This is a genomic window from Fundidesulfovibrio sp. YSD1, from assembly GCF_055397115.1.
In genome coordinates this window covers 534,746-556,492 of sequence record NZ_AP043666.1, presented here as the reverse complement: position 1 = coordinate 556,492, position 21,747 = coordinate 534,746, and the positions used below count along the sequence as shown (strand labels likewise).

The following is a 21,747-nucleotide window of genomic DNA, read 5'->3' as shown; positions in this document are numbered from 1 at the left end:
ACGATTTTACCCAAGGGTCTGGGCGTACAGCTCCACGGGGTGCCTGACGGCGATGCGGTCACCGGCCTGGGACATCATGTCCGCGATCTGCATCATGCAGGCAGGGCAACCGGCGGAAACGATGTCCGCACCCGTGGCGACGATGCTGTCGCGCTTCTTCTTGCCGATCTTGGTGGAGACGGAATAATGCTGGAGGTTGAACGATCCGCCGCAGCCGCAGCAGACGTCCGAACCAGCCATCTCCACCACGTTCAGGCGCGGGTTGGCCTTGAGCAGGGTCCTCACCTGCCCGGACACCCCCAAGCTCTTCTTGAGGTGGCAGGGATCGTGGACCGTGACCTTCTTCGCGTCGGAAGCGGTCTCTGCCATGGTAACGCCCAGTTTGTCGACGATGAAGGCGTTGATGTCCATGGCCTTGCCAGCGAGCATCTTGATCTGGTCGCGTTCGGCCTGGGAGAGGCCCTCGCACATGAGCGGCCACACGTGGTGGAACGCCGAGGTGCAGGTGCCGCAGGGGGTGACGATGTAATCGAAGTCACCCTTGCCGAAGAGCTTGAGGTTCATGCGAACCAGGTCCTCGAAGCTCTTCATGTCTCCGGAAGCCAGTGAGGGAACGCCGCAGCAGACCTGGTCGGTGGGCATGTAGACGCCCACGCCGTGATGCTTGAACACCTTGAGCATGGCCTCGCCCACGCTGGTGAACATCTTGTCCACCACGCAGCCGTAGAAGAAGGCCACTTTCAAGCCGCTCGCGCCCGGAGCGGTGTTCAGGTTGCCGACGCTGCGAAGAGGCTTGTCCGCCAGGGAGAGCAGGTGACGGTCTCCCAGAAGCGGTGACAGCAGCTTGGAACAGGACGACCCGATGATGTCGTTGACCGGGGTCGTGAAGAAGCCCTGGAACTTGGTGCCCAGGGCCAGGAGGTTGTTGAACAGGGCGGGCTTGGTCAGCATGCCCCGGAAGATGGCCTTCTTCATCGGGGAAAGGCCGATGTAGGCCGTGACGATGGCGCGGCCCTTGAGGAAGATGTCCACGGCCTTGACGCCCGACGGGCAGGCCGCCGCGCAGGAGCCGCACAGCAGGCACTTGTCCAGGCGGTCCTTCACGGCCTTGGCGTCGGAGATCATCTCGTGGCCCAGGAACTCCAGCAGGGCGATCTTGCCGCGGGCCACGTCCGCCTCACGCCCGGTTTCGGCGAACACGGGGCAGACGCTCTGGCACATGCCGCAGCGCATGCAGTTGACGAGCTGGTCGTCGAGCTCGCCCAGCAGTTTGAGCATTTGGTTCAAGTCGGCCATTGTCTTACTCCCCCAGGATCTTGCCAGGGTTCAGGACGTTCTTGGGGTCGCAGGCCTTCTTGATGCGCTTGGAGAAGAGCACGCTGGCCTTGTTGGTCTCCTTCTCCATCCAGCGCGACTTGGCCAGGCCGATGCCGTGCTCGCCGGAGAGCGTGCCGTCCAGGCCCAGGGCGGCCTCGAAGATGGCGTCCACGCCCTTCTCGACGCGGTGGAACTCTTCCTTGTCGCGGCGGTCGCAGAGGATGGTCGGGTGCAGGTTGCCGTCGCCCGCGTGGCCGAAGGTGCCGATGGTCAGCTTGTATTCCTTGGCGATCTTGTCCAGGGCTTCCATCATGGCCGGGATCTTGGAGCGCGGCACGGTGGCGTCCTCGAGCACGGTGGTGGGGCGCAGGCGGGCGAGCGAGGACAGGGCGGCGCGGCGCGCTTCCCAGACCTTGTTGCGCTCCACGGCGTCCTTGGCCACCTGGATGCGGGTGCAGCCGTTCTGCTTGCAGATGGCCTCGACCTTCTCGGCCTCCTCGGCGACCTGGGCGGGGTGGCCGTCCACCTCGATGAGCAGCAGCGAACCGGCGTCGGTGGGCAGGCCGACCTTGGCGTAGCCCTCGACGGCGCCGATGGTGAAGTTGTCCATGAATTCAAGGGTGCAGGGCACGACCTTGGCGGCGATGATGGCGGAGACGGTGCGCGAGGCGGTCATGATGTCGGGGAACACGGCCATCATGGACTTGGCGGCCTGCGGCGGGGGCACGAGCTTCAGGATGAACTCGCTCATCACGGCCAGGGTGCCCTCGGAGCCGACCATCAGCTGCGGGATGTTCAGGCCGGTGACGCACTTGACGGTCTTGGAGCCGGACTTGCAGTAGTTGCCCTCGGAGTCGAAGAAGTTGACTCCCATGACGTAGTCCTTGGTCACGCCGTACTTCAGGCCGCGCAGGCCGCCGGCGTTCTCGGCGACGTTGCCGCCCAGGGTGGAGACGGCCTGGGAGCCCGGGTCGGGGGGGTAGAACAGGCCCTTGGCGGTGACGGCGGCGGCGAACTTGGCCGTGATGGCGCCGGTCTGGACCACCGCGTACATGTCCTCCTCGTTGATCTCCAGAATTTTGTCCAGAGCGTTGGTCAGGAGCACGACGCCGCCCTTGGAGGGAATGGTTCCGCCGGAGAGGTTGGAGCCCGCGCCGCGAACGGTCAGGGGCAGGCCGTTGTCGTTGCACAGCTTCACGATCTTGCCGACCATCTCCATCTGGGTGGGGCGAACCACCAGGGAGGGCAGGACGGGATCGAGCACGGCGGCGTCGTACGAATAGGAATGCTTGTCGGCCTCGGCATCCATGACGTTGTCGTTGCCGACCACGGTGGCGAAGGCCTGTTTGAGCGACTGGCTGACCATTCTGTTGTTCTCCCGGTCGTTTTGAGGTTGTACGGCTTCCTCCCCGGTCAAGGAGGATTTCTGTCAACGGCCCTTTAACAACAATCGTGCCAAGTCATGTTGTAGGTATAATGCGTGTTATTTTGGTGTGTTACCGTTTCCTGGGGCAAAGGCTCCCCCGGGAATCCAGAATGCCGGATATGCCCATCCGATCCAGTAATCCCGGGGTTTTGGTGACATTTTCGTAGCGGACTCGAGGCAGGGCCGGGCCGTCCGTTTTTCCGGATGAAGGGTGATATTCCGGAAAAACGGACGACCCGGAAAAGGGCGCGGAGGCCCGCACGGCAAGGCTTCGCCGGGGCGCCCGGGACGGCCGTGAACGGGCTTAGAGGGTCATGTTGTGCTTCTTGAGAAGCGCGTAGAGGTGCGAGCGCGAGAGCCCGGAGGTGTCCAGCATGCACTGGAGGTCCTTGCCGGACTGGAAGAGCAGGGCCTCCAGGTACTCGCGCTCCTTGGCTTCCTTGAAGGACTTGAGCGAGGTGAGCATCCCCCCGCAGGCCCCGCTGGGCCGGGCCGGGGCTGCCTGCGCGGGAGCGTCGTCGCGCCTGCCGCGCTCGATGTTGGCCTTGACCATGTGCAGGCGCACCTCGGGCGGCAGGTGCTTGGCGTAGAGCGTGGGCTCCATGCCCGCGGCGGCCAGGGCGCGCTCCAGCACGCCGAAGAGCTCGCGCACGTTGCCGGGCCAGGAGTAGTGGGTGAGCATCTCCATGAAGTCCGCGCCCACGCCCTTGGTGGGCAGGCCGTAGCGCTGGCAGAGCAGGTCCAGGTGCGCGAGCGTCAGGGGCTTGATGTCCTGCCTGCGCTCGCGCAGGGGCGGAAGCGAGATCACGAAGGTCTTGAGCCTGAAGAGCAGGTCCTGGCGGAACTCGCCGCGCGCGGCCATGGCCTCCAGGTCGCGGTTCGTGGCCGCGATCAGGCGGAAGTCGCTCTCCACCTCCACGGTGGCGCCCACGGGCCTGAAGCGCTTCTCCTGGAGCACGCGCAGAAAGGCCTTCTGGATGCTCATGGGCATCTCGCCAACCTCGTCGAGAAACAGCGTGCCGCCGTCGGCCAGCTTGACCAGGCCCGGGCGGTCCTGGTCCGCGCCGGTGAAGGAGCCTTTGCGGTGGCCGAAGAGCGTGCTCTCCAGGAGCGTCTCCGTGAGCGAGGCGCAGTCCACGGCCACGAAGTCGCCGGAGGAGCGCGTGGAGTTGACGTGGATGGTCCTGGCCATGAGCTCCTTGCCCGTGCCCGTCTCGCCGGTGATGAGCACCGGGCCGGTCAGGCGCGAGGCCTGGGCCACCAGGTCCAGGCAGGCCTCCATGCGCGGGCTCGCGCCGATCACGGCGTCGCGGCGCAGGGCCACGGTGGCCACGCCCTGGGCCTTCTCCTTGTGGTACTTGAGCGCGCGCGTCAGCGAGAGCATGGTCTGCTTGATGGGCGCGGGCTTGACCAGATAGTCCCACGCGCCGCCCGCGATGGCCATCTCCGCGCCGTCGGGGTCGCCCAGGCCGGTCAGGATGATCACCTCGGGCGGGTTGTCGCCGCGCCTGATGTCCGGGAGGGCGTCCAGGCCGTTGCCGTCGGGCAGCCTGATGTCCAGGAGCACCACGTCCACTTCGTGGCCCCGGACCATGGACATGCCCTCGGAGAGGGTGCCCGCGCCGAGGAAGTTGAAGCGCATGCGCCTGGACAGGCTTTGGAAGGTGTCGCGGATTTCCTGGTCGTCGTCGATCACGAGAATGGTGGACATGTTATCGCTTGCCGTCCAGCACCTGGCCGATGGCCCTGGCCAGGTCGTCGCCGTTGTAGGGTTTGAGGATCACGGACTTTATGTTGCCCGCGCGCTCGGCCGCCGTCAAGGAACCGCGCCGCCCCGACACCAGGATCACGGGCAGCGAGGGCGCGACCTCGCGCAGCCGCTCGGCCAGCTCCACGCCGGAGATGCCCGGCATGTCGAAATCGGTCACCACCACGTCCACGGCCCCGTGGGAGGTGCGCACGTGGTCCAGGGCCTGGAAGCCGTCCCCCGTGGCCGTGACCCGGTAGCCCATGAGGCCGAGCACCCGGGGCACCACCTTGAGCTGGTCTTCGTCGTCCTCCACGAAGAGCACGCGCTCGTCGCCGTGGCGCACGGGGCCCGCCGGCGGCAGGGCCAGGGCGCTCGTCTCGTCGAAGTCGGCCTGCTTGGGCAGGTATATCTCGAAGCTCGTGCGCATCCCGCCCTGGCTCGTGACCTTGAGCCCGCCCCTGTGCGTCTTGACGATGCCGTGCACCACGGCCAGCCCCAGGCCCGTGCCCTCGCCCTTGGCCTTGGTGGTGAAGAAGGGGTCGAAGATGCGGTCCATGATGTCCTGGGGGATGCCGGGGCCGTCGTCGGACACGGCCAGGCGCAGGTAGCGCCCGGGGCGCACGTTGATCATCTCGGCCTGGATGTCGTCCAGGTCCGTCTCGGTGAGCTCGATGGCGATGTGCCCCCCGGTCTCGCGCATGGCCTGGAAGGAGTTGGCGCAGAGGTTCATCACGATCTGGTGGATCTGCGTGGGGTTGGCGAAGGCGATGGCCGGGTGCACGTCGATGCGCTCGCTCAGCGTGATGTTTCGCGGCAGGGTGGCCGCGAAGATGCCCAGGGCCTCGTGCACCACCTCGGCCATGTCCGTTGGGGCGTAGCCCTCCTGGGAGGGGCGGCTGAAGGAGAGGATCTGCTGCACCAGGCGCGACCCGCGCCTGGCGGCCTTGAGGGTGCGCTCCAGGTCCAGGGCGGTATCGGAGTCCTCGGGCAGGTCCATGAGGGCGAGCTCGGTGGAGTTGATTATGGAGGTCAGGATGTTGTTGAAGTCGTGCGCGATGCCCCCGGCCAGGGCGCCGATGGCCTCCATCTTCTGCGACTGGAGCAGCTGGCGCTCGAGCGATATCTTGGCCGTGACGTCCTCGGCCGTGCCCAGCACGCCCACCACCTCGCCCGCGTCGTCGTGCAGGGGCACGATGGTCATCTCCAGGCTCACGGGCTCGCGCCCGGGCAGGGTGAGCGTCCACTCCCTGCGGTGGATGGAGTGCCCCGAGGCGAGCACCCTGCGGTTGACCTCCTCGGCGGATTCCGCGGCGTCCTCGGGCATGATCACCACGGCGGAATGGCCCACGATCTGCTCGGGGTTCTCCAGGCCGAAGAAGTCCAGGAAGGAGCGGTTCACGCCCAGGAAGTTGAGGTCCTTGCCCTTCCAGTAGACCAGCTGGGGGATGTTGTTCAGCACGGTCTGGAGCATGGCCTGGGAGCGGCGCAGGGCGCGTTCGGCCTCGCGGCGCAGGGTGATGTCCTGGATGGCCTCCACCACGCCCGCAGCCACGCCGCGCGCGTCCTTGTAGGTGGCCTTGCTGACGATGACGCCGTGGGTGTTTCCGGCGGCGTCCAGCATGTCGGTCTCGTAGCTGAGCACCCCGGGCTTGGTCAGCAGGTGGCGCTCGGCGGAGTCGAAGCGCCTGGCCAGGGGGTGGCGGGGGTTGTCCAGGAGCTCCTCGCGCACCACGCCGAACCATTTCTCGAAGGCCAGGTTGCAGCCCAGGTAGCGCCCGTCCAGGCCCTTGTAGGAGAGCGGCAGCGGGATGGTGTCCATGAGGATGCGCAAGAACGAAAGCTGGTTCTTGATCTGCATCTCCACCGAACGCTTCTGGATGATGGACGTGGCCAGGAGCACCAGCACGAACACAAGCAAAAAGAAGCCCGAGAGGCTTATCCACACGATCTGCTTGTTGATGGTGTAGAAGGTCAGGGGCTCGTTGATCAGCGTCGCGCCCAGGGGCAGCTTGCTCTCGGGGATGGCGAAGCGCTTCAGCACGTTGTAGTCGAAGAGGTAGGGGTCCTCGAACTTGTCCACCACGCGGATGCCTTCCGGGGCGTGGCCCTCCAGCACCTGGAGCGCCATCTTGGCGGCGGTCTCGCCCTCGCCTTGGCCCGAGTGCAGCTTGCCGCCCACGATGCCGTGGCCGAGCATGAACTGCCACGCGCTGTAGATGGGCACGGACGAGCGCTTGGAAAGGATGTCGCAGACCTCCTCCACCGAGTAGACCTGCTTTTCCGTGCCCACGTAGATGGGGATGAGGAAGATCATGTCCCCGGTGGAGAGGGTGTCGGTCTTCTCCAGGAGCTCCGGCAGGGTGCGCACGTCCCAGAACTCGAAGGCGAAGGTGGTGCGGTACTTGGCGGCCGCGCGCATCACCTGCTTGCGGATGGCCTGGCTGGTCAGGGAGTAGTCTCCGGCGACGATCACCCGGGTGACGTCGGGGGTCAGTTCGTGGGCGATCTTGAAATTGGTCTCGAAGTCCGGGTATTCGACCACCCCCGTGATCCCCTTGCCCCGTATCCTGGCGGGGTCGAAGTCGTTGACGCCGCAGAAGATGGCCGGGATGTCCGGGAAGAGTTCTTCCTTGTGGGCCAGCAGGAACTGGAAGGCGTAGTCGTCCGAGACGAGGATCACGTCGAAGGACGTGTCGCGGTACTTTTCCAGATAGTATTTGACCAGCGTCTCGTTCATGTGCGGCTTGTCGAACCGCTTGGAGTCCATGTACTCGATCTGCATGTCATAGGGCACGGTGGACTTGTCCAGCCCCGCGCGGATGCCCTGGAGTATCTGGTCGGACCAGGCGTAGCCGTTGTGGTAGGAGTTAATGTAGAGGATCTTCTTCTTGTTGATCATCTCTGCCTGCCCGAACGCAAGCGTCGCGCCGAGCAGGACCAGGAGGAACGCGGCAAGGGTCTTCATTGGGCTGGTCCCGGTGGGAAAGGTGGAGCTTCGCCCGAAAGGGGCCTGGGCCCCCCGGACGTGCAAGCAGTAGACCAAGCGGCCCCGGCGATCAAGCCTTCGCGGGGCCGAACCCGGGGCGCGCGTCCTCCCCGGCCGCGCGGCCTTCGCATGCCGGGGCGGCTTCGTCCAGGAAATCCAGGACCATGCGGATGGTGGGGATGTGGTAGAGCATGCTCACGTGGCTGATGGGCGCGGTCTGCTCCTCCATCCAGCCGTCCTGGCCGATCTCCAGCGACGACGTGGGCAGGACCATGTTGTCCAGGGGCGAGTAGACGTTGAGCTTGGGCAGATCCCTGGGCGCGGGCATGGCGTTCAGCCTCCGGGCCAGCGGGCCGCCGTACTTCAGGCTGCGCCCCAGCCTGCCCAGGGCCAGGGCCGAGAGCTTGCTGCCCTTGTTGGGCGCGCCCAGGATCACGGCCGCGCGCACGAGCTTGGCGGTCTGCGGGTCCGCGATGGCCGCCCGGGTCAGAAGCCCGCCCAGGCTGTGGCCCACCAGGATCACGGGCTCGCCTCCGCACAGCCCGGCGGCCTCGCGCACCACTTCCTTGAGCTGGTCCGCCAGCTGCCAGAAGTCGTTTTTTACCGTGTTGTAGCTCCAGGCGAAGACCTTCTCGTAGCCGCGCCGCCTGAGCCACCACTTGTAGAGGTGCCAGGCCGAGGCGTTGTGGTAGAGCCCGTGCACCAGGAGCACCGGCGGGCGCGAGCAGCTGGGGGAGGGCGAGGGCTTCCAGAGCCTCTTGGCGAATCCGAAGGGGTAGGTCAGGTAGACCATGAGCTGGCTGGAGACGCTGGAAAGAAACCCCAGCGCGACGCAACGGGCGAGCCCGGGCGTGCCCTCGCAGGTGGCCCGGTGGGACGGGTGCGGGGTGTTGGCGGCCTCGTACCAGAACAATATGTACGTGAGCCCGGAGACGAAAGCCCCGGCCCCGAGCAGGGTGGCAAGCAGAACGAACGCCATGAACGGTCCTCCGAAACGGCCCGGTCTTCCGGGCGCAAGCGCGCGGACCTTACAGCATGGGGTTTTCTGTGGCAATACGGGGTCGAATGTTACAAAATGCATTCGCGCTTGACGTCAATTCGGGAAAAGGGAACGATAACAACGTAGTGTGTAGTAACTACATCCCGCAAGGAGCGTCCCCATGGCATTGGTGTTCAGGAGCTTGAGCATCTTTTTCGCCGCAGGAGTGGCCGGAGGGCTGGCCAACGCGGCCTTCGTCTGGGGAAGCGGCGCGTTCGGGCTGAGCGCGCTCATGGGCGTGGCCATCGCGCCTGCGTGGACGCCACCGTGGCTCTACCAGCGCCTGGTCTGGGGCGGGATCTGGGGGCTCGCGTTCGTCCTACCGTTTTTCTCGCGCTCCGTGCTCGCCCGGGGGCTCTTCATGAGCCTCGGGCCCACGGCGGTGCAGCTTCTTGTCGTGTTCCCCCGGGTGCTGGACAAGGGCATGTTCGGGATGGACCTCGGGGCGTGGACCCCGGCTTTCGTGTTCCTGGCCAACGCGGTCTGGGGCGTGGTGGCCGCGTGGTGGGTCTGGATGGGCACGGACGCGCGCCCGTCCCGGGGGAGGCTGTGAGATTTAGCAGGCGAAACGGGGTTGACCTGGGGGCGGGGTTCGTATAAAAGCCTCCTTCTCGTGAGGCGGGCGGGTAGCTCAGTTGGAAGAGCACCGGCCTTACAAGCCGGGGGTCACAGGTTCGAGCCCTGTTCCGCCTACCACGAATGCGCGGGAGTAGTTCAGTTGGTTAGAACGCCGGCCTGTCACGTCGGAGGTCGCGGGTTCAAGTCCCGTCTCTCGCGCCACTAGAAAGTAACCGGTCAGGGCAAACGCCCTGGCCGGTTTTTCTTTTCGCGCCCCTCGCGCGCATCCTCCCCCAACTATGGGCTTTCCCGTCCGGATGGTGTACGCCTCGCGCATATGCATGCGCGCTACCCCCTCCTGCTGGCCCTCGTCTTCGCCGCCTTCTGGTCGATCCTGGCCGTAGCCCCCGCCTCGCGCGAGGTCTGGTGGGCCGAGAACATCCCGGTGATGGCCGTGTTCGCCTTCCTGGCGGCCACGTACCGCCGCTTCCGCTTCTCCAACCTGGCCTACACCTTCATGGCCGCCTGGCTCTTCATGCACACCGTGGGCGGGCACTACACCTTCGCCAACGTCCCCTTCGGTTGGGTGACGGACCTCTTCGGGTTCGAGCGCAACCATTACGACCGCATCGCGCACTTCTCCGTGGGGTTCTACGCCTTCGGCCTCGCGGAGTACCTCCAGCGAAAGCGCCTGGCGCACCCTGCCGTGGTGCTGGCCTTCAGCCTGGCGTCGGTGATGGCCCTGGCCTGCGCCTACGAGATCGTCGAGTGGTGGTACGCGGTGTTGGAGGGCGGCGAGGCCGGGGTGGAGTTCCTGGGCAGCCAGGGCGACCCCTGGGACGCCCAGAAGGATATGCTGGCCGACACCCTGGGCGCTGTGTTCGCGCTGGTTGTCTTCGCCGCGCGGGATAGGAGGGCGGCCGGGCTCGTGCGGAAGGGATGAGCGGGGCGCGGAAGGCCCGGAAACCTTCGAAGGGCGCCTGCTCCGGGCGTGGCCGGAATTTTTGTGAAAAGAACGCTTGACGCCGGACGCGTGCCGGGATAGTTACCGCTTCCCGCGACGGACGAGGGGGCGGCGAAAGCCGGTCCGGAACCCGTCGGGGCAAAGCGCGGGAGTAGTTCAGTTGGTTAGAACGCCGGCCTGTCACGTCGGAGGTCGCGGGTTCAAGTCCCGTCTCTCGCGCCACTGAAACACCAGGGCACAAGCCCTTGAAAGCCGGCCTGAGCGAACAGCTCGGGCCGGCTTTGTTTTGTCCGGCGCGCAATCCGGGGCGAACCGGGCGCGAAGCGCCTGGCACAGGGTTATTGCTTGGCCTGCTTCGCGTAGGCGTTCTTGAGGAAAACCAAGACCGAGGACAGTTGCTCGGTGAATCTCTTCGAGTCCCTGAAGTCGAGGTGCGAGCAGTCGAGCGACGGGAACGCGGCAAGCGTCGGCCATTGATAGGCGTCGATGAACGTGTGGTCCAGGCGGGACGCGAGGGTCGAGAACACCCATCGTCCATGCTTGGAGTTGTTCTCGAGCTCCCCGCAATCACCGGAAGGCATCCTCAGGAAGATGACGTCTCCTCCGCGTGCCCTGATCTTGTTCGCGCATGCATTGTACATGTCGATCGTCGAGAGTATCCCGTCCTTGTCTTCCTCGTCCTGTTCAATCGTGCTGAGGGTTTCGTGGTAATGCTGCGAATGGATTCTGCCGATGACCTCGGTGTCCATGTTGTAGTCCGCGCGGATAGACCGGTCATTCTTCGTCGTGGCGAACGGAGGCGCCAAAATCGAGCTCGTGTAGTTTCCTACGGATTTGTGAGCGATCCTGGGCAAATTCAGGTGCGATTGCACCGACACGAGGTTCTCTTGGAAGTATGTGGCAAAAATCCTGTTCAGTTTTTTGTTGAGCGACCATTCGTTGTGATAGTAGCTCGTGTACTTCTCCTGCTCGGACAGGGTGGATTTCGAGAACGAACTCTTGTGTATCGAGACGATTGCTGTTCCAGTGAACTTTTCGTCGTCGGCGATGTCCCTCAGTGTCGAAAATGAGTTGGTCAGGGATGGGACGGCCAGGTAGACGATGTTGGAGTCGTTGCCGGTGCCCGTGAAGCCGGACTTGTCGAACCCGATGAGTATCCTGGACGCGCCGACGAGCACGATGGAGTTGCTGTCGTAGATCTTTTCCCTTGAAAGCGACCACATGGCAGGGTCATCGATGATGGACGGAATGAACCCTGCGCCGCGCATGGCGAATTCCGCGAACGCGAAGAATGCGACGACGATGAGCGTTGTGGCCGCGAACGTGCCTTTCCACGCGACAGTCGGTATTTTCCTGTCGACGATGCTAGAATTGGAAGTAGATGAAGGCACGGTCTTCTCCGGGTGTGGCGATGATTGTGATGATGACGACAGACAGGATGAGCGCCAGGATGGGCTTCGGCAGCCTTTCGGCCAGTTCCTCGATGGACGTTTTGCGCATCAGGTAGTGGTAGAGGACCATCAATGATGCGGCGGCCATGGGGATGGCGTAGTCACTGAAGTACGCGCGATAAAGCGAGGGGTCGTTCTGCCATGTGAGCATGGAGTGGATGATGTCGAACGCTTGCCCGAAGGTGGCTGCCCTGAAAAAGACCCACGCGACGCACACGAGGGCGAAGGTGAGCATGGCCTTCGGGAAGTCGAAGACCTTCTTTTGCGGCGTGAAGCTCTTGAATGCATGTTCCGCAGTCAGGTACGCGCCATGAAGCCCGCCCCAGGCGACGAACGTCCATGACGCCCCGTGCCAGAGCCCGGCGATCAGCATCGTCCCGAGCAGGTTCCTGCTCACGATGGCGGCGTTTCCCCTGTTGCCCCCCATGGGGATGTAGACGTAGTCGCGAAACCATGTGGAAAGGCTCATGTGCCATCTTCGCCAGAAGTCCGAGAAGCCCGTGGCTCCGTATGGGTGGCGGAAGTTGTCGGGGAGGTGGAAGCCGAGCATCAGCGAGCACCCGATGGCGCTGATCGAATAGCCTGAGAAGTCGTAGAAGATCTGCCCGGCAAAGGCTATCGTTCCTGCCCAGGCGGTGATGGTCGTCATGTGCGCCCGCGCGGTGTAGACCTTCTCGACAAGCGGCGCGAAAACGGCATCCGCCAGGATGCTCTTCATGAATATCCCGATGATCAGCAGCACGGCTCCCCAACAAAACGTCCTGGGGTCGAACCTCTTCTCGTCCGCGCATTGGTAAAGGAACTGATTGCTGCGCACTATCGGGCCGGCCACGAGCTGGGGGAAAAAGGTGACGTAGAGCGCGTAATCGAGGAAGTTGTCCCAGGGCTTGTCCCTCTTGAGGTAGACGTCGAGAGTGTAGGAGAGCGTCTGGAATGTGTAGAACGATATTCCCACTGGAAGGATTATGTCGAGCTTGAGCGGCTGGAACTCGATGTGCAACAATTGCAGGAGAGCGATGGTGTTCTCGAGGATGAAATTTCCGTACTTGAAGAACGCGAGAAGACCGATGTTGACAAATACGCTGATAACCATCCAGAAGTGTTTGCGTTTTTTGTCTCCTGCCATGTAGATCAGCTTGGCGGAATACCAGTCGATGACCGTGGAGAGCATCAGGAGCAGCACGAACGGCGGATTCCAGGCCGCATAAAACAGATAGCTCGCCGCCGTGAGGATCGCCTTTTTGGCCTTCCATGATATCGTGGAATAGTACAGCAAGAGAATGACGCAGAAAAACAAGACGAATGTATAGGAATTGAATGTCATTTGAGTCTGCCGTGTTTTTTTAACGGCTATCTATGATGCCAGGAGCCTTCGAGCAATCACAGGCATCTGGAAAAGTCGCTTGCCAGTTTCCCTCCCTTGTCGTTTTGTAATATTCGTGTCCGCTCCAGAGTCGTTCCAAAGGGGCTCGGACTGGTTTTGGACTGTTTTTTTGCTAAAGCAGCAACGGCTTGCCCTCGGTTTTCGCGGATGTAAACGCTCTCCGCCTCGGGCACGCGCTTCGCGGGTCTTTGCGCCCCAACTCCCCGGATCATTTCGGGAAACCCTTCTTGAACCCAGGCCGCCGCGCGTGTAATCCTCCCTGATCCCTCCCGCCCAGTGCTTGCGTATCCGGCATCGCCACGGAGGGCGAAGCCTCCATCAAGGAACCCACCGCGCGCATGAAAAAGCTCTGGATCGATTACCTGCGGGCCTTGTCCGCGCTGGCCGTGGTGGTCATCCACGTCACCGCCCCGTTCTACGCCAGGTTTCCCTCCCTTTCCGCCGCTGACTGGTGGCTGGCGGACATCGTCAACTCGAGCGTGCGCTTCGCGGTGCCCATGTACGTGATGATCTCGGGGGCGCTGCTCCTGGGCCGCGACACCGACGCCCCCTCGTTCTACCGCAGGCGCGCCGCGCGCCTGATCCCGCCGCTGGCGTTCTGGAGCGCGTTCTACCTGCTCTTCTCGAGCTTCGCCGCGGGCGAGGGCTTCCCGGGCGTCCTGTCCAGGTTCAAGCACGACCTGCTCCTCGGCGGCCAGGCCTACTACCATCTGTGGTACCTGCCCATGTTCATCGGGCTCATGCTCGCGCACCCCTTCGTGAACGGCTACCTCATGGGCAGAAAGCCCGGACGCGTCGAGCTGGCCGCGCTGTTCGCGGTGTTCGCGGGCTTCATGCTCCTGGGGCAGGGGACGGAACTCCTGGCCGCCCTCAAGGGGGTGCGCGTGGCGTGGTACGGCGCTTTCGTGTGGTACCTGGGCTATTACGTGGCCGGGCACGTGCTGGACAGGCGAGGGGGGATCGCGCTGCCGGGAGGCCTGCTCGCGGGGACCGCCGCAGCCATCGTCGCGGCGGGAAGCGTTGCGAACCACGTGATGGCCTCGCGCTTCGGCCTCTTCGACGACCAGTACGTCCTTTTCAACACGGGGCTCGCGGTGTTCGCGCTCACGGCGGCGATCTTCTGCCTGTTCAGGAACAACGCGCACGCGTTCAGGGAGAACCGCCTGGTGGCCTCGGTGGCGGACGCGAGCTTCGGCATCTACCTGATCCACCCGTTCTTCCTGTACTTCGAGCGCCGCTACCTGCCCGGGTATTACGGCAATGCCTTGCTGTACATCCCGCTCTCGGCGATCACGGTGTTCGCGGCGTCCTGGGCGTCCGTCGCGGCGCTCAGGCGCCTGGAGTTCTTCCGCAGACTCTGTTGAGGTGGCTCGCGGCAGTTGACAGCGCGGCTCGGGCAAACGTATGCGCCTTCTTTCACATGACCCGACAGGAGCGCGCAATGAACAAAACCGTCCATTACATCATCGGCGACGGCATCGGGCCCGAGGTCTTCGCCGCCGCCAGGCCCGTCATCGACGCCGCAGTGGCCAAGGCCTACGGCGATTCCCGCAAGCTCGAGTGGAAGGAGCTGCTGGCGGGCGAGAAGGCCTTCAAGGAGACCGGCAACTACCTGCCCCAGGAGACCCTGGACGCCCTCTCCAAGGCCGAGCTGGCCATGAAGGGCCCCCTGGGCACCCCCGTGGGCGGCGGCATCCGCTCCCTCAACGTGACCATGCGCCAGACGCTGGACCTCTACGCCTGCATCCGGCCCATCAAATACTTCAAGGGCATCGAATCCCCGGTGAAGCGCCCGGACCTCGTGGACATGATCGTGTTCCGCGAGAACACCGAGGACGTCTACGCGGGCATCGAGTGGGCCTCCGGCACCCCCGAGGCCAAGCGCCTCATCGAGTTTTTGGCCTCCATGGGCAAGAACGTGGACGAGACCGCCGGCATCGGCATCAAGCCCATGACCCCCAAGGGCTCCAAGCGCCTGGCGCGCATGGCCATCGAGCACGCCGTGGCCCAGGGCAAGCCCAACGTGACCCTGGTGCACAAGGGCAACATCATGAAGTTCACCGAGGGCGCTTTCCGCGCCTGGGGCTACGAACTGGCCGCCGAGGAGTTCGCGGACACCGTGATGACCGAGCAGCAGGCCAAGGAAGGCATGACCAGGCCCGTGATCCTCAAGGACCGCATCGCCGACGCCATGTTCCAGGAAGTGCTCATCCGCCCCCAGGAGTACTCGGTGATCGCCACCACGAACCTGAACGGCGACTACATCTCCGACGCCCTGGCCGCTCAGGTCGGCGGGCTGGGCCTGGCCCCGGGCGTGAACATGAGCGAGAAGCTGGCCTTCTTCGAGGCCACCCACGGCACCGCCCCCACCATCGCGGGCCTGGACAAGGCCAACCCGGGCAGCCTGGTGCTCTGCGGGGCCATGCTCTGCGAGCACCTCGGCTGGTTCGAGGCCGCCAAGCTCATCCACGACGCCATGGACAAGGTCATCAGCGACAAGACCGTCACCGTGGACCTGGCCAGCCAGATCCCCGGCAGCAAGACCGTGGGCTGCACCGAGTTCGGCGAACTGCTTCAGCGCAACTTCTAGGACAGCGCACCCGCATCCGGACCACCGGCCGGGAAGGCTTTCGCCCTCCCGGCCTTTTCATTTCCATCCCCCGGGTGTAGTGGAGCCCCACGCCCCGGGAAAGCCGCCAACGCGGGCGGCGGCCTCCCTGACGCATGGCCCGCCGTCAAGGACACGCCATGTTCCACGACATCCCCCCAGGCATGACCCTGCGCATGCGCGAGCTCGAGGCCCGCGACGCGGCAGACCGCACCGACGGCACGGCCCACGCCGACCGGCTGCGCCAGATTCCGCCGGACACCGGACGCTTCCTGGCCATCCTGGCGGCCTCGGCCCCGGACGGGGCCTGGGTCGAGGTGGGCTCGGGCGCGGGGTATTCGGCCATGTGGCTGTCGCTGGCCTGCAAGGCCAAAGGGCGGGTACTCACGACCTTCGAGCTCTCGGCCGCAAAGGCGGCCATGGCCCGCGAGACCCTGCGCCAGGCGGGCATCGAGCATCTGGTGGACCTGGTGGAGGCGGACGCCCTGGAGGAGCTCTCACGGCGCGAGCGCGTGGCCTTCGCCTTCCTGGACGCGGAGCGGGCCATCCTGGAACCCTGCTACGAGCTCCTGCTGGAGCGCATGGTCCCGGGAGGGCTCATCTGCGCGGACAACGTCATCAGCCACAGGCACCAGATAGAATCGTTCATGGCCAGGATCCCGCACGACGCGAGGGTGGACAGCGTCGTGACGCTCATAGGCTCCGGGGTGTTGGTCTGCCGCAAGCCGGGCTGAGGCGGGCGGGAAGGGATCGTCTTCATCCGGGGGGGGCGGCCGCCGGGCCGCCTCCGTCGAGAACGGGGCCCGGAACGAAAAAGCCGGCCCGAGGGGCCGGCTCGAAACGTCACGCGCGGCGAAGGCGCGTCAGCGCGGCCCGGCCCCGCGCATGCAGGAACGCAGCATCAGCTCCTGGAGGATGATGCGCTCGTATTCGAGTTGGCTGGCGGGGGAGGGGACGGCCTGTTCGGCCATGGACCGCTCCAGGAACTGCGCCTCTTCCCAGAAGTCGAGCAATTCGTCGTCGGCCAGGGTCTTCACCTGGTCTTCAAGTGGGTATTGGTCGTTTTCAGGAAAATACTGTCCCATAGCTTGGCGATGCCTCCGCCGGATATCCCCGGCGCTTCATCCTTAAACGACAACGGATTTTTTGCAAGCGCCCCAAGGCCGTCCCCGTCCGCCGGCCAGCGCCGGACGCGCCCGGCATTGGCCCGGCGCGGAACAACCATGTTGCCAGTGCCGGAAAATGCGTTTATCCTCCGGATCTCCAGGCCCTCGCCAGATGGGATTGGCAGTGAACATCCGAGTTTCCCGGGAGGTTTCCAGGATGGACGAGGCACAGAAGAAGCAAGACGCGGAACTCATGCAGCTGGTGACTTTCAGCATCGGCGAAGAAGAGTTCGGCGTGGACATCCTCAAGGTGCAGGAGATCATCCGGATGATGGAGATCACCAAAGTGCCGCGCGCGCCCGAGTTCGTCGAGGGCGTCATCAACCTGCGCGGCAAGGTCATCCCCATCATCGACCTGCGCAGGCGCTTCGGGCTCTCGTCCAGGGGCCACGACAAGCATACGCGCATCATCGTGATCGAGATAAACAACATGATCGTGGGCTTCGTGGTGGACTCCGTGTCCGAGGTGCTCAGGATTCCCTCGAGCACGGTGGAGCCGCCGCCGCCGGTGGTCTCCGGGCTCGAGTCCGAGTACATCAGCGGCGTGGGCAAGCTGGAGGACCGGCTGCTCATCCTGCTCGACCTCGACCGCCTGCTCTCCCACGAAGAGGCCCAGACCCTGACCGGCGTCTAGCCGGGGCAGGCTCCCGACAACATCCGCGCCGCCGGGCCCGCACGGACCCGGCGGCTTTTCGGCTTCAGGCCCATGGCCCGTCCATTCAATCCACTTCACGAATTCCTCCAAGGCTCCGCCCAGACCGTCAGCTTCTACAAGAGCGGACCGGGCAGCCTCGCAACCCTTTGCCGCGACCTCTCGGCCAAGGGCCGCACCGTCGTGGTGCTCGCGCCGGGCGCGGCCGACATGGCCCAGCTCACGGCGCTCCTCCAACTTTTCTTTCCCGGCGAGGACCCCGAGACCGGGCTCGCGCCCTGGGCCGCGCTGCCCTCCTACGTGCCGGGCCAGCCCAGCCAGGCCCTCTGGGCCAGGCGCTGGGCCTTCCTGGACGCCTGCGCCAGGGCGCGCAAGGGGGCCGTGCTCTGCCTGACGGTGGACAACCTCCTGCCCAAATGGCCGCCCATGGCCGCGCTGGAGCACAACAGCCTGGAGCTCAAGCCCGGCGACGACCTCTCCCCGGACATGATCGTGGAGCAGGCCTCGGCCTGGGGCTACCGGCGGGTGGGCATGGTCTCCGCGCCCGGGGACATGGCCCTGCGCGGCGACCTCTTGGACCTCTTCCCCCCGGGGCGCGACCACCCCGTGCGCCTGGAGTTCTTCGGCGACACCCTGGAGAGCATCCGCTCCTTCGACGCGAACTCCCAGCGCTCGCTGGCCGAAGTGCGCGAGGCGCGCATCCTGCCCGTGTCCCCGGCCATCCTCACCGAGCCCTTCCTCTCCAGGGCCAGGGCGCTCTGGGCCAAGCTCGCCCAGACCGGTGAACTGAACCGCGCGGCCCAGGCCAGGCTCGAGGAGATGCTCGTCAAGGGCGAGGGCAACATCTGGCCCGGGCTCTACTACGACGCCCCCGTGACGCTTGAGAGCTGGTTCCCGCCCGATTGCGCCTTCGTGCTGGCCCAGTCCTCCAGCCTGCGCCCCAGGCTCGAGGAGCAGGAGTTCGGCTGGGTCACGGAGCTCGAGAAACAGGCCTCGGCCCAGGGCTTCCCCTGGCCGCGCCACCAGATCGTCTGGCCCGAGGGCCAGGCCCGGCGCGCCTGGCGCGACAAGCCGCAGCTGGTCTTCGAGGACCTGGTCATCGGCCAAGAGAAGCACGGCACGGACCTGCCCGAGCGCAAGATAGACAACTTCCAGGACCTCTTCTGGCGGCCCGACGAGGCCCGCAGGCCCTGGAGCACCCTGGTGGCCGCGCTCAAGCAGTGGGAGGAGGAGCGCAGACAGGTGCTCCTGTCCTTCCATTCGCAGCAGTCGCGCAGGAAGTTCGTCAAGCTGGCCGAGCACGAGGGCGTGGCCCTGAGCACCGAGCCCGCGCCGGGCAAGCCCGGGCTCTACGCCCTGGTCTCGCCGCTTCGCCGGGGCATGGAGCTCGCCTGGAACAACAGCCTGATCCTGCCCGAGGACGTGATCCAACCGGGCGCGGGCAAGGCCGCCAGGCCCAGGCCCGAGAAGGGCTTCAAGGGCCTCTCCGGCTACGACGACCTGAGCCCCGGCGACCTCCTGGTGCACCGCGACTACGGCCTGGCCCGCTTCGAGGGATTGAACAGGCTCTCGGTGGACCAGGCCGCCAACGACTACCTGCTGCTTCTCTTCGACGGCGGCGACAAGCTCTACCTGCCCGTGGACCGCTTGAGCCTGGTGCAGCGCTACAAGGGCCCCGAGGGCACGGACCCGTCGCTGGACCGCCTGGGCGGGGCGCGCTGGAAGGCCAGCCGCGAGAAGGCCCGCAAGGCCATCGAGAGGATCGCCCAGGAGCTCGTGGAGATGTACGCCTACCGCCGCGTGGCCAAGGGCTACGCCTACGGCCCGGTGGGCGAGCTCTTCTGGGAGTTCGAGGCCACCTTCGGCTTCGAGGAGACCCCGGACCAGGAGCGGGCCATCTCCGAGGTGCTCGCCGACATGGAGCGCCCCGAGCCCATGGACCGCCTGGTCTGCGGCGACGTGGGCTTCGGCAAGACCGAAGTGGCCATGCGCGCGGCCTTCCGCGCGGTGCTGGACGGCAAGCAGGTGGCGCTTCTGTGCCCCACCACGGTGCTGGCCGAGCAGCACTACCAGAATTTCATGAGGCGGCTCGAGGGCTTCCCCGTGAACGTGGGCATGCTCTCGCGCTTCGTGCCCCCCAAGCGGGCCAAGATGGTCACCGAGGCCGCGGCCAAGGGCGAGCTGGACATCATGATAGGCACCCACAGGCTCCTGTCCAAGGACGTGAGCTTCCCCAGGCTCGGGCTCATCATCCTGGACGAGGAGCAGCGCTTCGGGGTCAAGCACAAGGAAAAGCTCAAGACCCTGAAGATGAACGTGGACGCGCTCACGCTCACGGCCACGCCCATCCCGCGCACGCTCCAGCTCTCGCTCTCGGGCATCCGGGGGCTCTCGGTGATGGAGACCCCCCCTGCGGACCGCAAGGCCGTGGAGACGGCCCTCGTCGGGCGCGACGAGCGCATGCTCGCCAACATCGTGGCCCGGGAGCTCGAGCGCCAGGGGCAGGTGTTCTGGGTGCACAACCGCGTGCAGAGCCTGGCCCAAGTGGCTGATTTCGTGCGCAAGCTGGCGCCTGGCGCGCGCATCGGCATGGCCCACGGCCAGATGGCCGAGAAGGAGCTCGAGGAGTCCATGCACAAGTTCTGGCACGGCGAGATCGACGTGCTGGTCTGCACGGCCATCATCGAGTCGGGCCTCGACTTCCCCCGCGCCAACACCCTCATCGTGGACAACGCCCAGATGTTCGGCCTGGGCCAACTCTACCAGCTGCGCGGCAGGGTGGGGCGCTCCGAGCGCCAGGCCTACGCCTATTTCGTGGTGCCCTCGGTGGACCACGTGCCGGAGCTCGCCCGCAAGCGCCTCCAGGTGATCCTGGACATGGACTACCTGGGCGCGGGCTTCCAGATCGCCATGGAGGACCTGCGCCTGCGCGGCGCGGGCAACATCCTGGGCGAGGCCCAGTCCGGCCACATCGCCAAGATCGGCCTGGACCTCTTCCTGGAGATGCTTGACGACGAGGTGCGCCGCGTGAAGGGCGAGCCGCCCAGCCGCGAGGTGGAGACCGAACTCAACCTGAGCGTGCCCGCGCGCATCCCCGAGACCTACGTGCCCGACTCCAAGGAGCGCCTGCGCCTCTACAAGAGCCTGACCCTGGCCCGGGACGAGGCCGAGCTGGCCGAGGCGGTGGCCGACCTCAAGGACCGCTTCGGGCATGCGCCCGAGGAGGTGGAGAACTTCGCCGCCGTCCTGGGCCTCAAGCGCGTGCTCACGCGCCTCGGCGTGCGCCGGGCCGACGTGCACGCCTCCAAGGTGGTGCTCACCTGGGAGGAGGGCGCGCAGGCCGTGACCCCGGAAAGCCTCATCGCCTGGATGGCCTCCAGGGCCGGCGTGGCGAAACTCTTCCCCCCGGCCAAGCTGGAACTGCGCCTGGACCAGGGCGCGCCCCTGCGCGAGAGCCTGGGCCGGGCCGCCGGGGAGCTGGCCAAGCTGTCGTCATGAAACGCCTCGCCGCAGTGCTGATCCTCGCGGCCGCGCTGGCCGCCTGCAAGGGCGCTCCGCCGGAGCGCGGCGTGGCCGCCAAGGTCAACGGCAGGCCCATCTCCACCGCGCTCCTGGAGTTCGCCCACGGCCTGAGCTCCCCGGCCCGCCAGGGCTCCGGCGGGCGGGACGTGCTGGGGGCGCTCCAGGCCGAGTACGGCCAGGCCCTGGCCGGGCTGGTGGTCGAGGAATTGGTGGTGCAGGAGCTTTCCAGGCGCGGCCTCGAGGTCACCGAGGCCGAGCTCAAGAACGCCGAGAACGCGGCGCGCGCGGGCTACCCGGGCGAGAGCTTCGAGCACATGCTCTCCGAGGAGGGCGTGGACCCGGGCGTGTGGCGCGAGCGCCTGCGCGTGCGCACGGCCATGGACAAGTTCATCGCCAGGGTGCTCAGGCCGCGCGTGTCCATCGCCCCGGAGGAGGTCCAGGGCTACTTCCGCGACCACGCCAAGGAATTCTCCCAGCCCGCCGGGGTGCGCTACCTGCGGGTGGAGTCCAAGAGCGTCGAGGCCTTGCAACGGGCGCTGGCCGAGGCGAAGAAGGCCGCCTCGCCCGTGGACGTGCTCTCGGTGTTCGACGACGTGAGCGTGCGCGAGCAGGCCTCGCCCGAGGAGGCCCTCCCCGGCCCCTGGCGGGACGCACTGGGCCGCCTGAAGCCAGGCGAGGCCGGGCCGGTGGGCAAGGGCGGCCTGGGTTTCCAGGCCTTCATCCTGCTCGAGCGCATCCCGGCCAGGGCCGACGGGCTGGTCCAGGCCTACCCGCTGGTGGAGAAGCGGCTCATGGAGGCCAAGCTCGAGCGGGAGTTCACAGCCTGGCTGAACCAGGCCGTGAACACGTCGGTGATCGAACTGAGCCCCGGGCTCGTGCCCGAAAAAGGGATGTTCTGAGGCCGGGCCTTCGTTGCATCCGGCG

16 protein-coding genes and 3 tRNA genes are annotated in these 21,747 nt (G+C 65.8%); 11 read left to right on the top strand and 8 right to left on the bottom strand.

Annotated elements, in window-relative coordinates:
• Window positions 1-6: 6 nt before the first annotated feature.
• The 5 genes from ACZ5V4_RS02675 to ACZ5V4_RS02655 form a co-directional block, all read right to left on the bottom strand.
• Window positions 7-1,296: a (Fe-S)-binding protein gene (locus ACZ5V4_RS02675; RefSeq protein ID WP_464316630.1), complete on the bottom strand. Its 1,290-nt coding sequence runs from the start codon at window positions 1,294-1,296 to the stop codon at window positions 7-9.
• Between the two features lie 4 nt (window positions 1,297-1,300).
• Window positions 1,301-2,683 (bottom strand): FAD-binding oxidoreductase, encoded by a 1,383-nt coding sequence (locus tag ACZ5V4_RS02670; RefSeq protein ID WP_464316629.1) that lies wholly within the window; start codon window positions 2,681-2,683, stop codon window positions 1,301-1,303.
• A gap of 364 nt (window positions 2,684-3,047) precedes the next feature.
• On the bottom strand, window positions 3,048-4,454 hold the full coding sequence (locus tag ACZ5V4_RS02665; RefSeq protein ID WP_464316628.1) for a sigma-54-dependent transcriptional regulator: 1,407 nt from the start codon (window positions 4,452-4,454) through the stop codon (window positions 3,048-3,050).
• Between the two features lies 1 nt (window position 4,455).
• Entirely contained in the window at window positions 4,456-7,458 is a 3,003-nt protein-coding gene (locus tag ACZ5V4_RS02660) for a hybrid sensor histidine kinase/response regulator (RefSeq protein ID WP_464316627.1), read from the bottom strand.
• A 91-nt stretch (window positions 7,459-7,549) separates the two neighbouring features.
• Window positions 7,550-8,458 (bottom strand): esterase/lipase family protein, encoded by a 909-nt coding sequence (locus ACZ5V4_RS02655; protein WP_464316626.1) that lies wholly within the window; start codon window positions 8,456-8,458, stop codon window positions 7,550-7,552.
• Between the two features lie 181 nt (window positions 8,459-8,639).
• On the opposite strand from ACZ5V4_RS02655, the gene ACZ5V4_RS02650 reads away from it, so the two are divergent.
• From ACZ5V4_RS02650 to ACZ5V4_RS02630, 5 genes are all read left to right on the top strand, one after another.
• Complete coding sequence (locus ACZ5V4_RS02650) at window positions 8,640-9,071, top strand: hypothetical protein (RefSeq protein ID WP_464316625.1); 432 nt, start codon at window positions 8,640-8,642, stop codon at window positions 9,069-9,071.
• Between the two features lie 67 nt (window positions 9,072-9,138).
• Window positions 9,139-9,214: transfer RNA gene (locus ACZ5V4_RS02645), tRNA-Val, on the top strand.
• A gap of 7 nt (window positions 9,215-9,221) precedes the next feature.
• Window positions 9,222-9,298: transfer RNA gene (locus ACZ5V4_RS02640), tRNA-Asp, on the top strand.
• Between the two features lie 115 nt (window positions 9,299-9,413).
• The gene (locus tag ACZ5V4_RS02635) at window positions 9,414-10,019 is read left to right on the top strand and encodes a DUF2238 domain-containing protein (RefSeq protein ID WP_464316624.1); all 606 of its coding nucleotides are present in this window, start codon (window positions 9,414-9,416) and stop codon (window positions 10,017-10,019) included.
• Window positions 10,020-10,185: 166 nt separating this feature from the next.
• Window positions 10,186-10,262 (top strand) — tRNA-Asp (locus ACZ5V4_RS02630).
• Between the two features lie 116 nt (window positions 10,263-10,378).
• Here ACZ5V4_RS02630 and ACZ5V4_RS02625 read toward each other — a convergent pair.
• Together ACZ5V4_RS02625 and ACZ5V4_RS02620 are read right to left on the bottom strand one after the other, a co-directional pair.
• Window positions 10,379-11,431, bottom strand: coding sequence for a hypothetical protein (locus tag ACZ5V4_RS02625; protein ID WP_464316623.1), 1,053 nt, complete (start codon window positions 11,429-11,431; stop codon window positions 10,379-10,381).
• Complete coding sequence (locus ACZ5V4_RS02620; protein WP_464316622.1) at window positions 11,406-12,815, bottom strand: MBOAT family O-acyltransferase; 1,410 nt, start codon at window positions 12,813-12,815, stop codon at window positions 11,406-11,408. The genes ACZ5V4_RS02625 and ACZ5V4_RS02620 overlap by 26 nt, the downstream gene beginning before the upstream one ends.
• A gap of 398 nt (window positions 12,816-13,213) precedes the next feature.
• On the opposite strand from ACZ5V4_RS02620, the gene ACZ5V4_RS02615 reads away from it, so the two are divergent.
• From ACZ5V4_RS02615 to ACZ5V4_RS02605, 3 genes are all read left to right on the top strand, one after another.
• The gene (locus ACZ5V4_RS02615) at window positions 13,214-14,239 is read left to right on the top strand and encodes an acyltransferase (RefSeq protein WP_464316621.1); all 1,026 of its coding nucleotides are present in this window, start codon (window positions 13,214-13,216) and stop codon (window positions 14,237-14,239) included.
• Window positions 14,240-14,316: 77 nt separating this feature from the next.
• On the top strand, window positions 14,317-15,465 hold the full coding sequence (icd, locus tag ACZ5V4_RS02610; RefSeq protein ID WP_464316620.1) for an NADP-dependent isocitrate dehydrogenase: 1,149 nt from the start codon (window positions 14,317-14,319) through the stop codon (window positions 15,463-15,465).
• Window positions 15,466-15,623: 158 nt separating this feature from the next.
• On the top strand, window positions 15,624-16,217 hold the full coding sequence (locus tag ACZ5V4_RS02605) for an O-methyltransferase (RefSeq protein WP_464316619.1): 594 nt from the start codon (window positions 15,624-15,626) through the stop codon (window positions 16,215-16,217).
• 129 nt (window positions 16,218-16,346) lie between these two features.
• Here the strand turns inward: ACZ5V4_RS02605 and ACZ5V4_RS02600 are convergent, their stop codons facing one another.
• Window positions 16,347-16,568, bottom strand: coding sequence for a hypothetical protein (locus ACZ5V4_RS02600; protein ID WP_464316618.1), 222 nt, complete (start codon window positions 16,566-16,568; stop codon window positions 16,347-16,349).
• Window positions 16,569-16,806: 238 nt separating this feature from the next.
• Between ACZ5V4_RS02600 and ACZ5V4_RS02595 the strand changes: the two genes are divergently transcribed.
• From ACZ5V4_RS02595 to ACZ5V4_RS02585, 3 genes are all read left to right on the top strand, one after another.
• Entirely contained in the window at window positions 16,807-17,283 is a 477-nt protein-coding gene (locus ACZ5V4_RS02595; RefSeq protein WP_464316617.1) for a chemotaxis protein CheW, read from the top strand.
• 72 nt (window positions 17,284-17,355) lie between these two features.
• On the top strand, window positions 17,356-20,799 hold the full coding sequence (gene mfd / locus ACZ5V4_RS02590; protein ID WP_464316616.1) for a transcription-repair coupling factor: 3,444 nt from the start codon (window positions 17,356-17,358) through the stop codon (window positions 20,797-20,799).
• On the top strand, window positions 20,796-21,722 hold the full coding sequence (locus ACZ5V4_RS02585) for a peptidylprolyl isomerase (RefSeq protein WP_464316615.1): 927 nt from the start codon (window positions 20,796-20,798) through the stop codon (window positions 21,720-21,722). The genes mfd and ACZ5V4_RS02585 overlap by 4 nt, the downstream gene beginning before the upstream one ends.
• The last annotated feature ends 25 nt before the right edge of the window (window positions 21,723-21,747 follow it).

Excerpts from the sequence above, each read along its gene's own strand:
- ACZ5V4_RS02675 (WP_464316630.1), bottom strand. The coding sequence starts at position 1,296 with ATGGCCGACTTGAACCAAATGCTCAAACTGCTGGGCGAGCTCGACGAC.
- ACZ5V4_RS02670 (WP_464316629.1), bottom strand. The coding sequence starts at position 2,683 with ATGGTCAGCCAGTCGCTCAAACAGGCCTTCGCCACCGTGGTCGGCAAC.
- ACZ5V4_RS02665 (WP_464316628.1), bottom strand. The coding sequence starts at position 4,454 with ATGTCCACCATTCTCGTGATCGACGACGACCAGGAAATCCGCGACACC.
- ACZ5V4_RS02660 (WP_464316627.1), bottom strand. The coding sequence starts at position 7,458 with ATGAAGACCCTTGCCGCGTTCCTCCTGGTCCTGCTCGGCGCGACGCTT.
- ACZ5V4_RS02655 (WP_464316626.1), bottom strand. The coding sequence starts at position 8,458 with ATGGCGTTCGTTCTGCTTGCCACCCTGCTCGGGGCCGGGGCTTTCGTC.
- ACZ5V4_RS02650 (WP_464316625.1), top strand. The coding sequence starts at position 8,640 with ATGGCATTGGTGTTCAGGAGCTTGAGCATCTTTTTCGCCGCAGGAGTG.
- ACZ5V4_RS02635 (WP_464316624.1), top strand. The coding sequence starts at position 9,414 with ATGCATGCGCGCTACCCCCTCCTGCTGGCCCTCGTCTTCGCCGCCTTC.
- ACZ5V4_RS02620 (WP_464316622.1), bottom strand. The coding sequence starts at position 12,815 with ATGACATTCAATTCCTATACATTCGTCTTGTTTTTCTGCGTCATTCTC.
- ACZ5V4_RS02615 (WP_464316621.1), top strand. The coding sequence starts at position 13,214 with ATGAAAAAGCTCTGGATCGATTACCTGCGGGCCTTGTCCGCGCTGGCC.
- icd (WP_464316620.1), top strand. The coding sequence starts at position 14,317 with ATGAACAAAACCGTCCATTACATCATCGGCGACGGCATCGGGCCCGAG.
- ACZ5V4_RS02605 (WP_464316619.1), top strand. The coding sequence starts at position 15,624 with ATGTTCCACGACATCCCCCCAGGCATGACCCTGCGCATGCGCGAGCTC.
- ACZ5V4_RS02600 (WP_464316618.1), bottom strand. The coding sequence starts at position 16,568 with ATGGGACAGTATTTTCCTGAAAACGACCAATACCCACTTGAAGACCAG.
- ACZ5V4_RS02595 (WP_464316617.1), top strand. The coding sequence starts at position 16,807 with ATGGACGAGGCACAGAAGAAGCAAGACGCGGAACTCATGCAGCTGGTG.
- mfd (WP_464316616.1), top strand. The coding sequence starts at position 17,356 with ATGGCCCGTCCATTCAATCCACTTCACGAATTCCTCCAAGGCTCCGCC.
- ACZ5V4_RS02585 (WP_464316615.1), top strand. The coding sequence starts at position 20,796 with ATGAAACGCCTCGCCGCAGTGCTGATCCTCGCGGCCGCGCTGGCCGCC.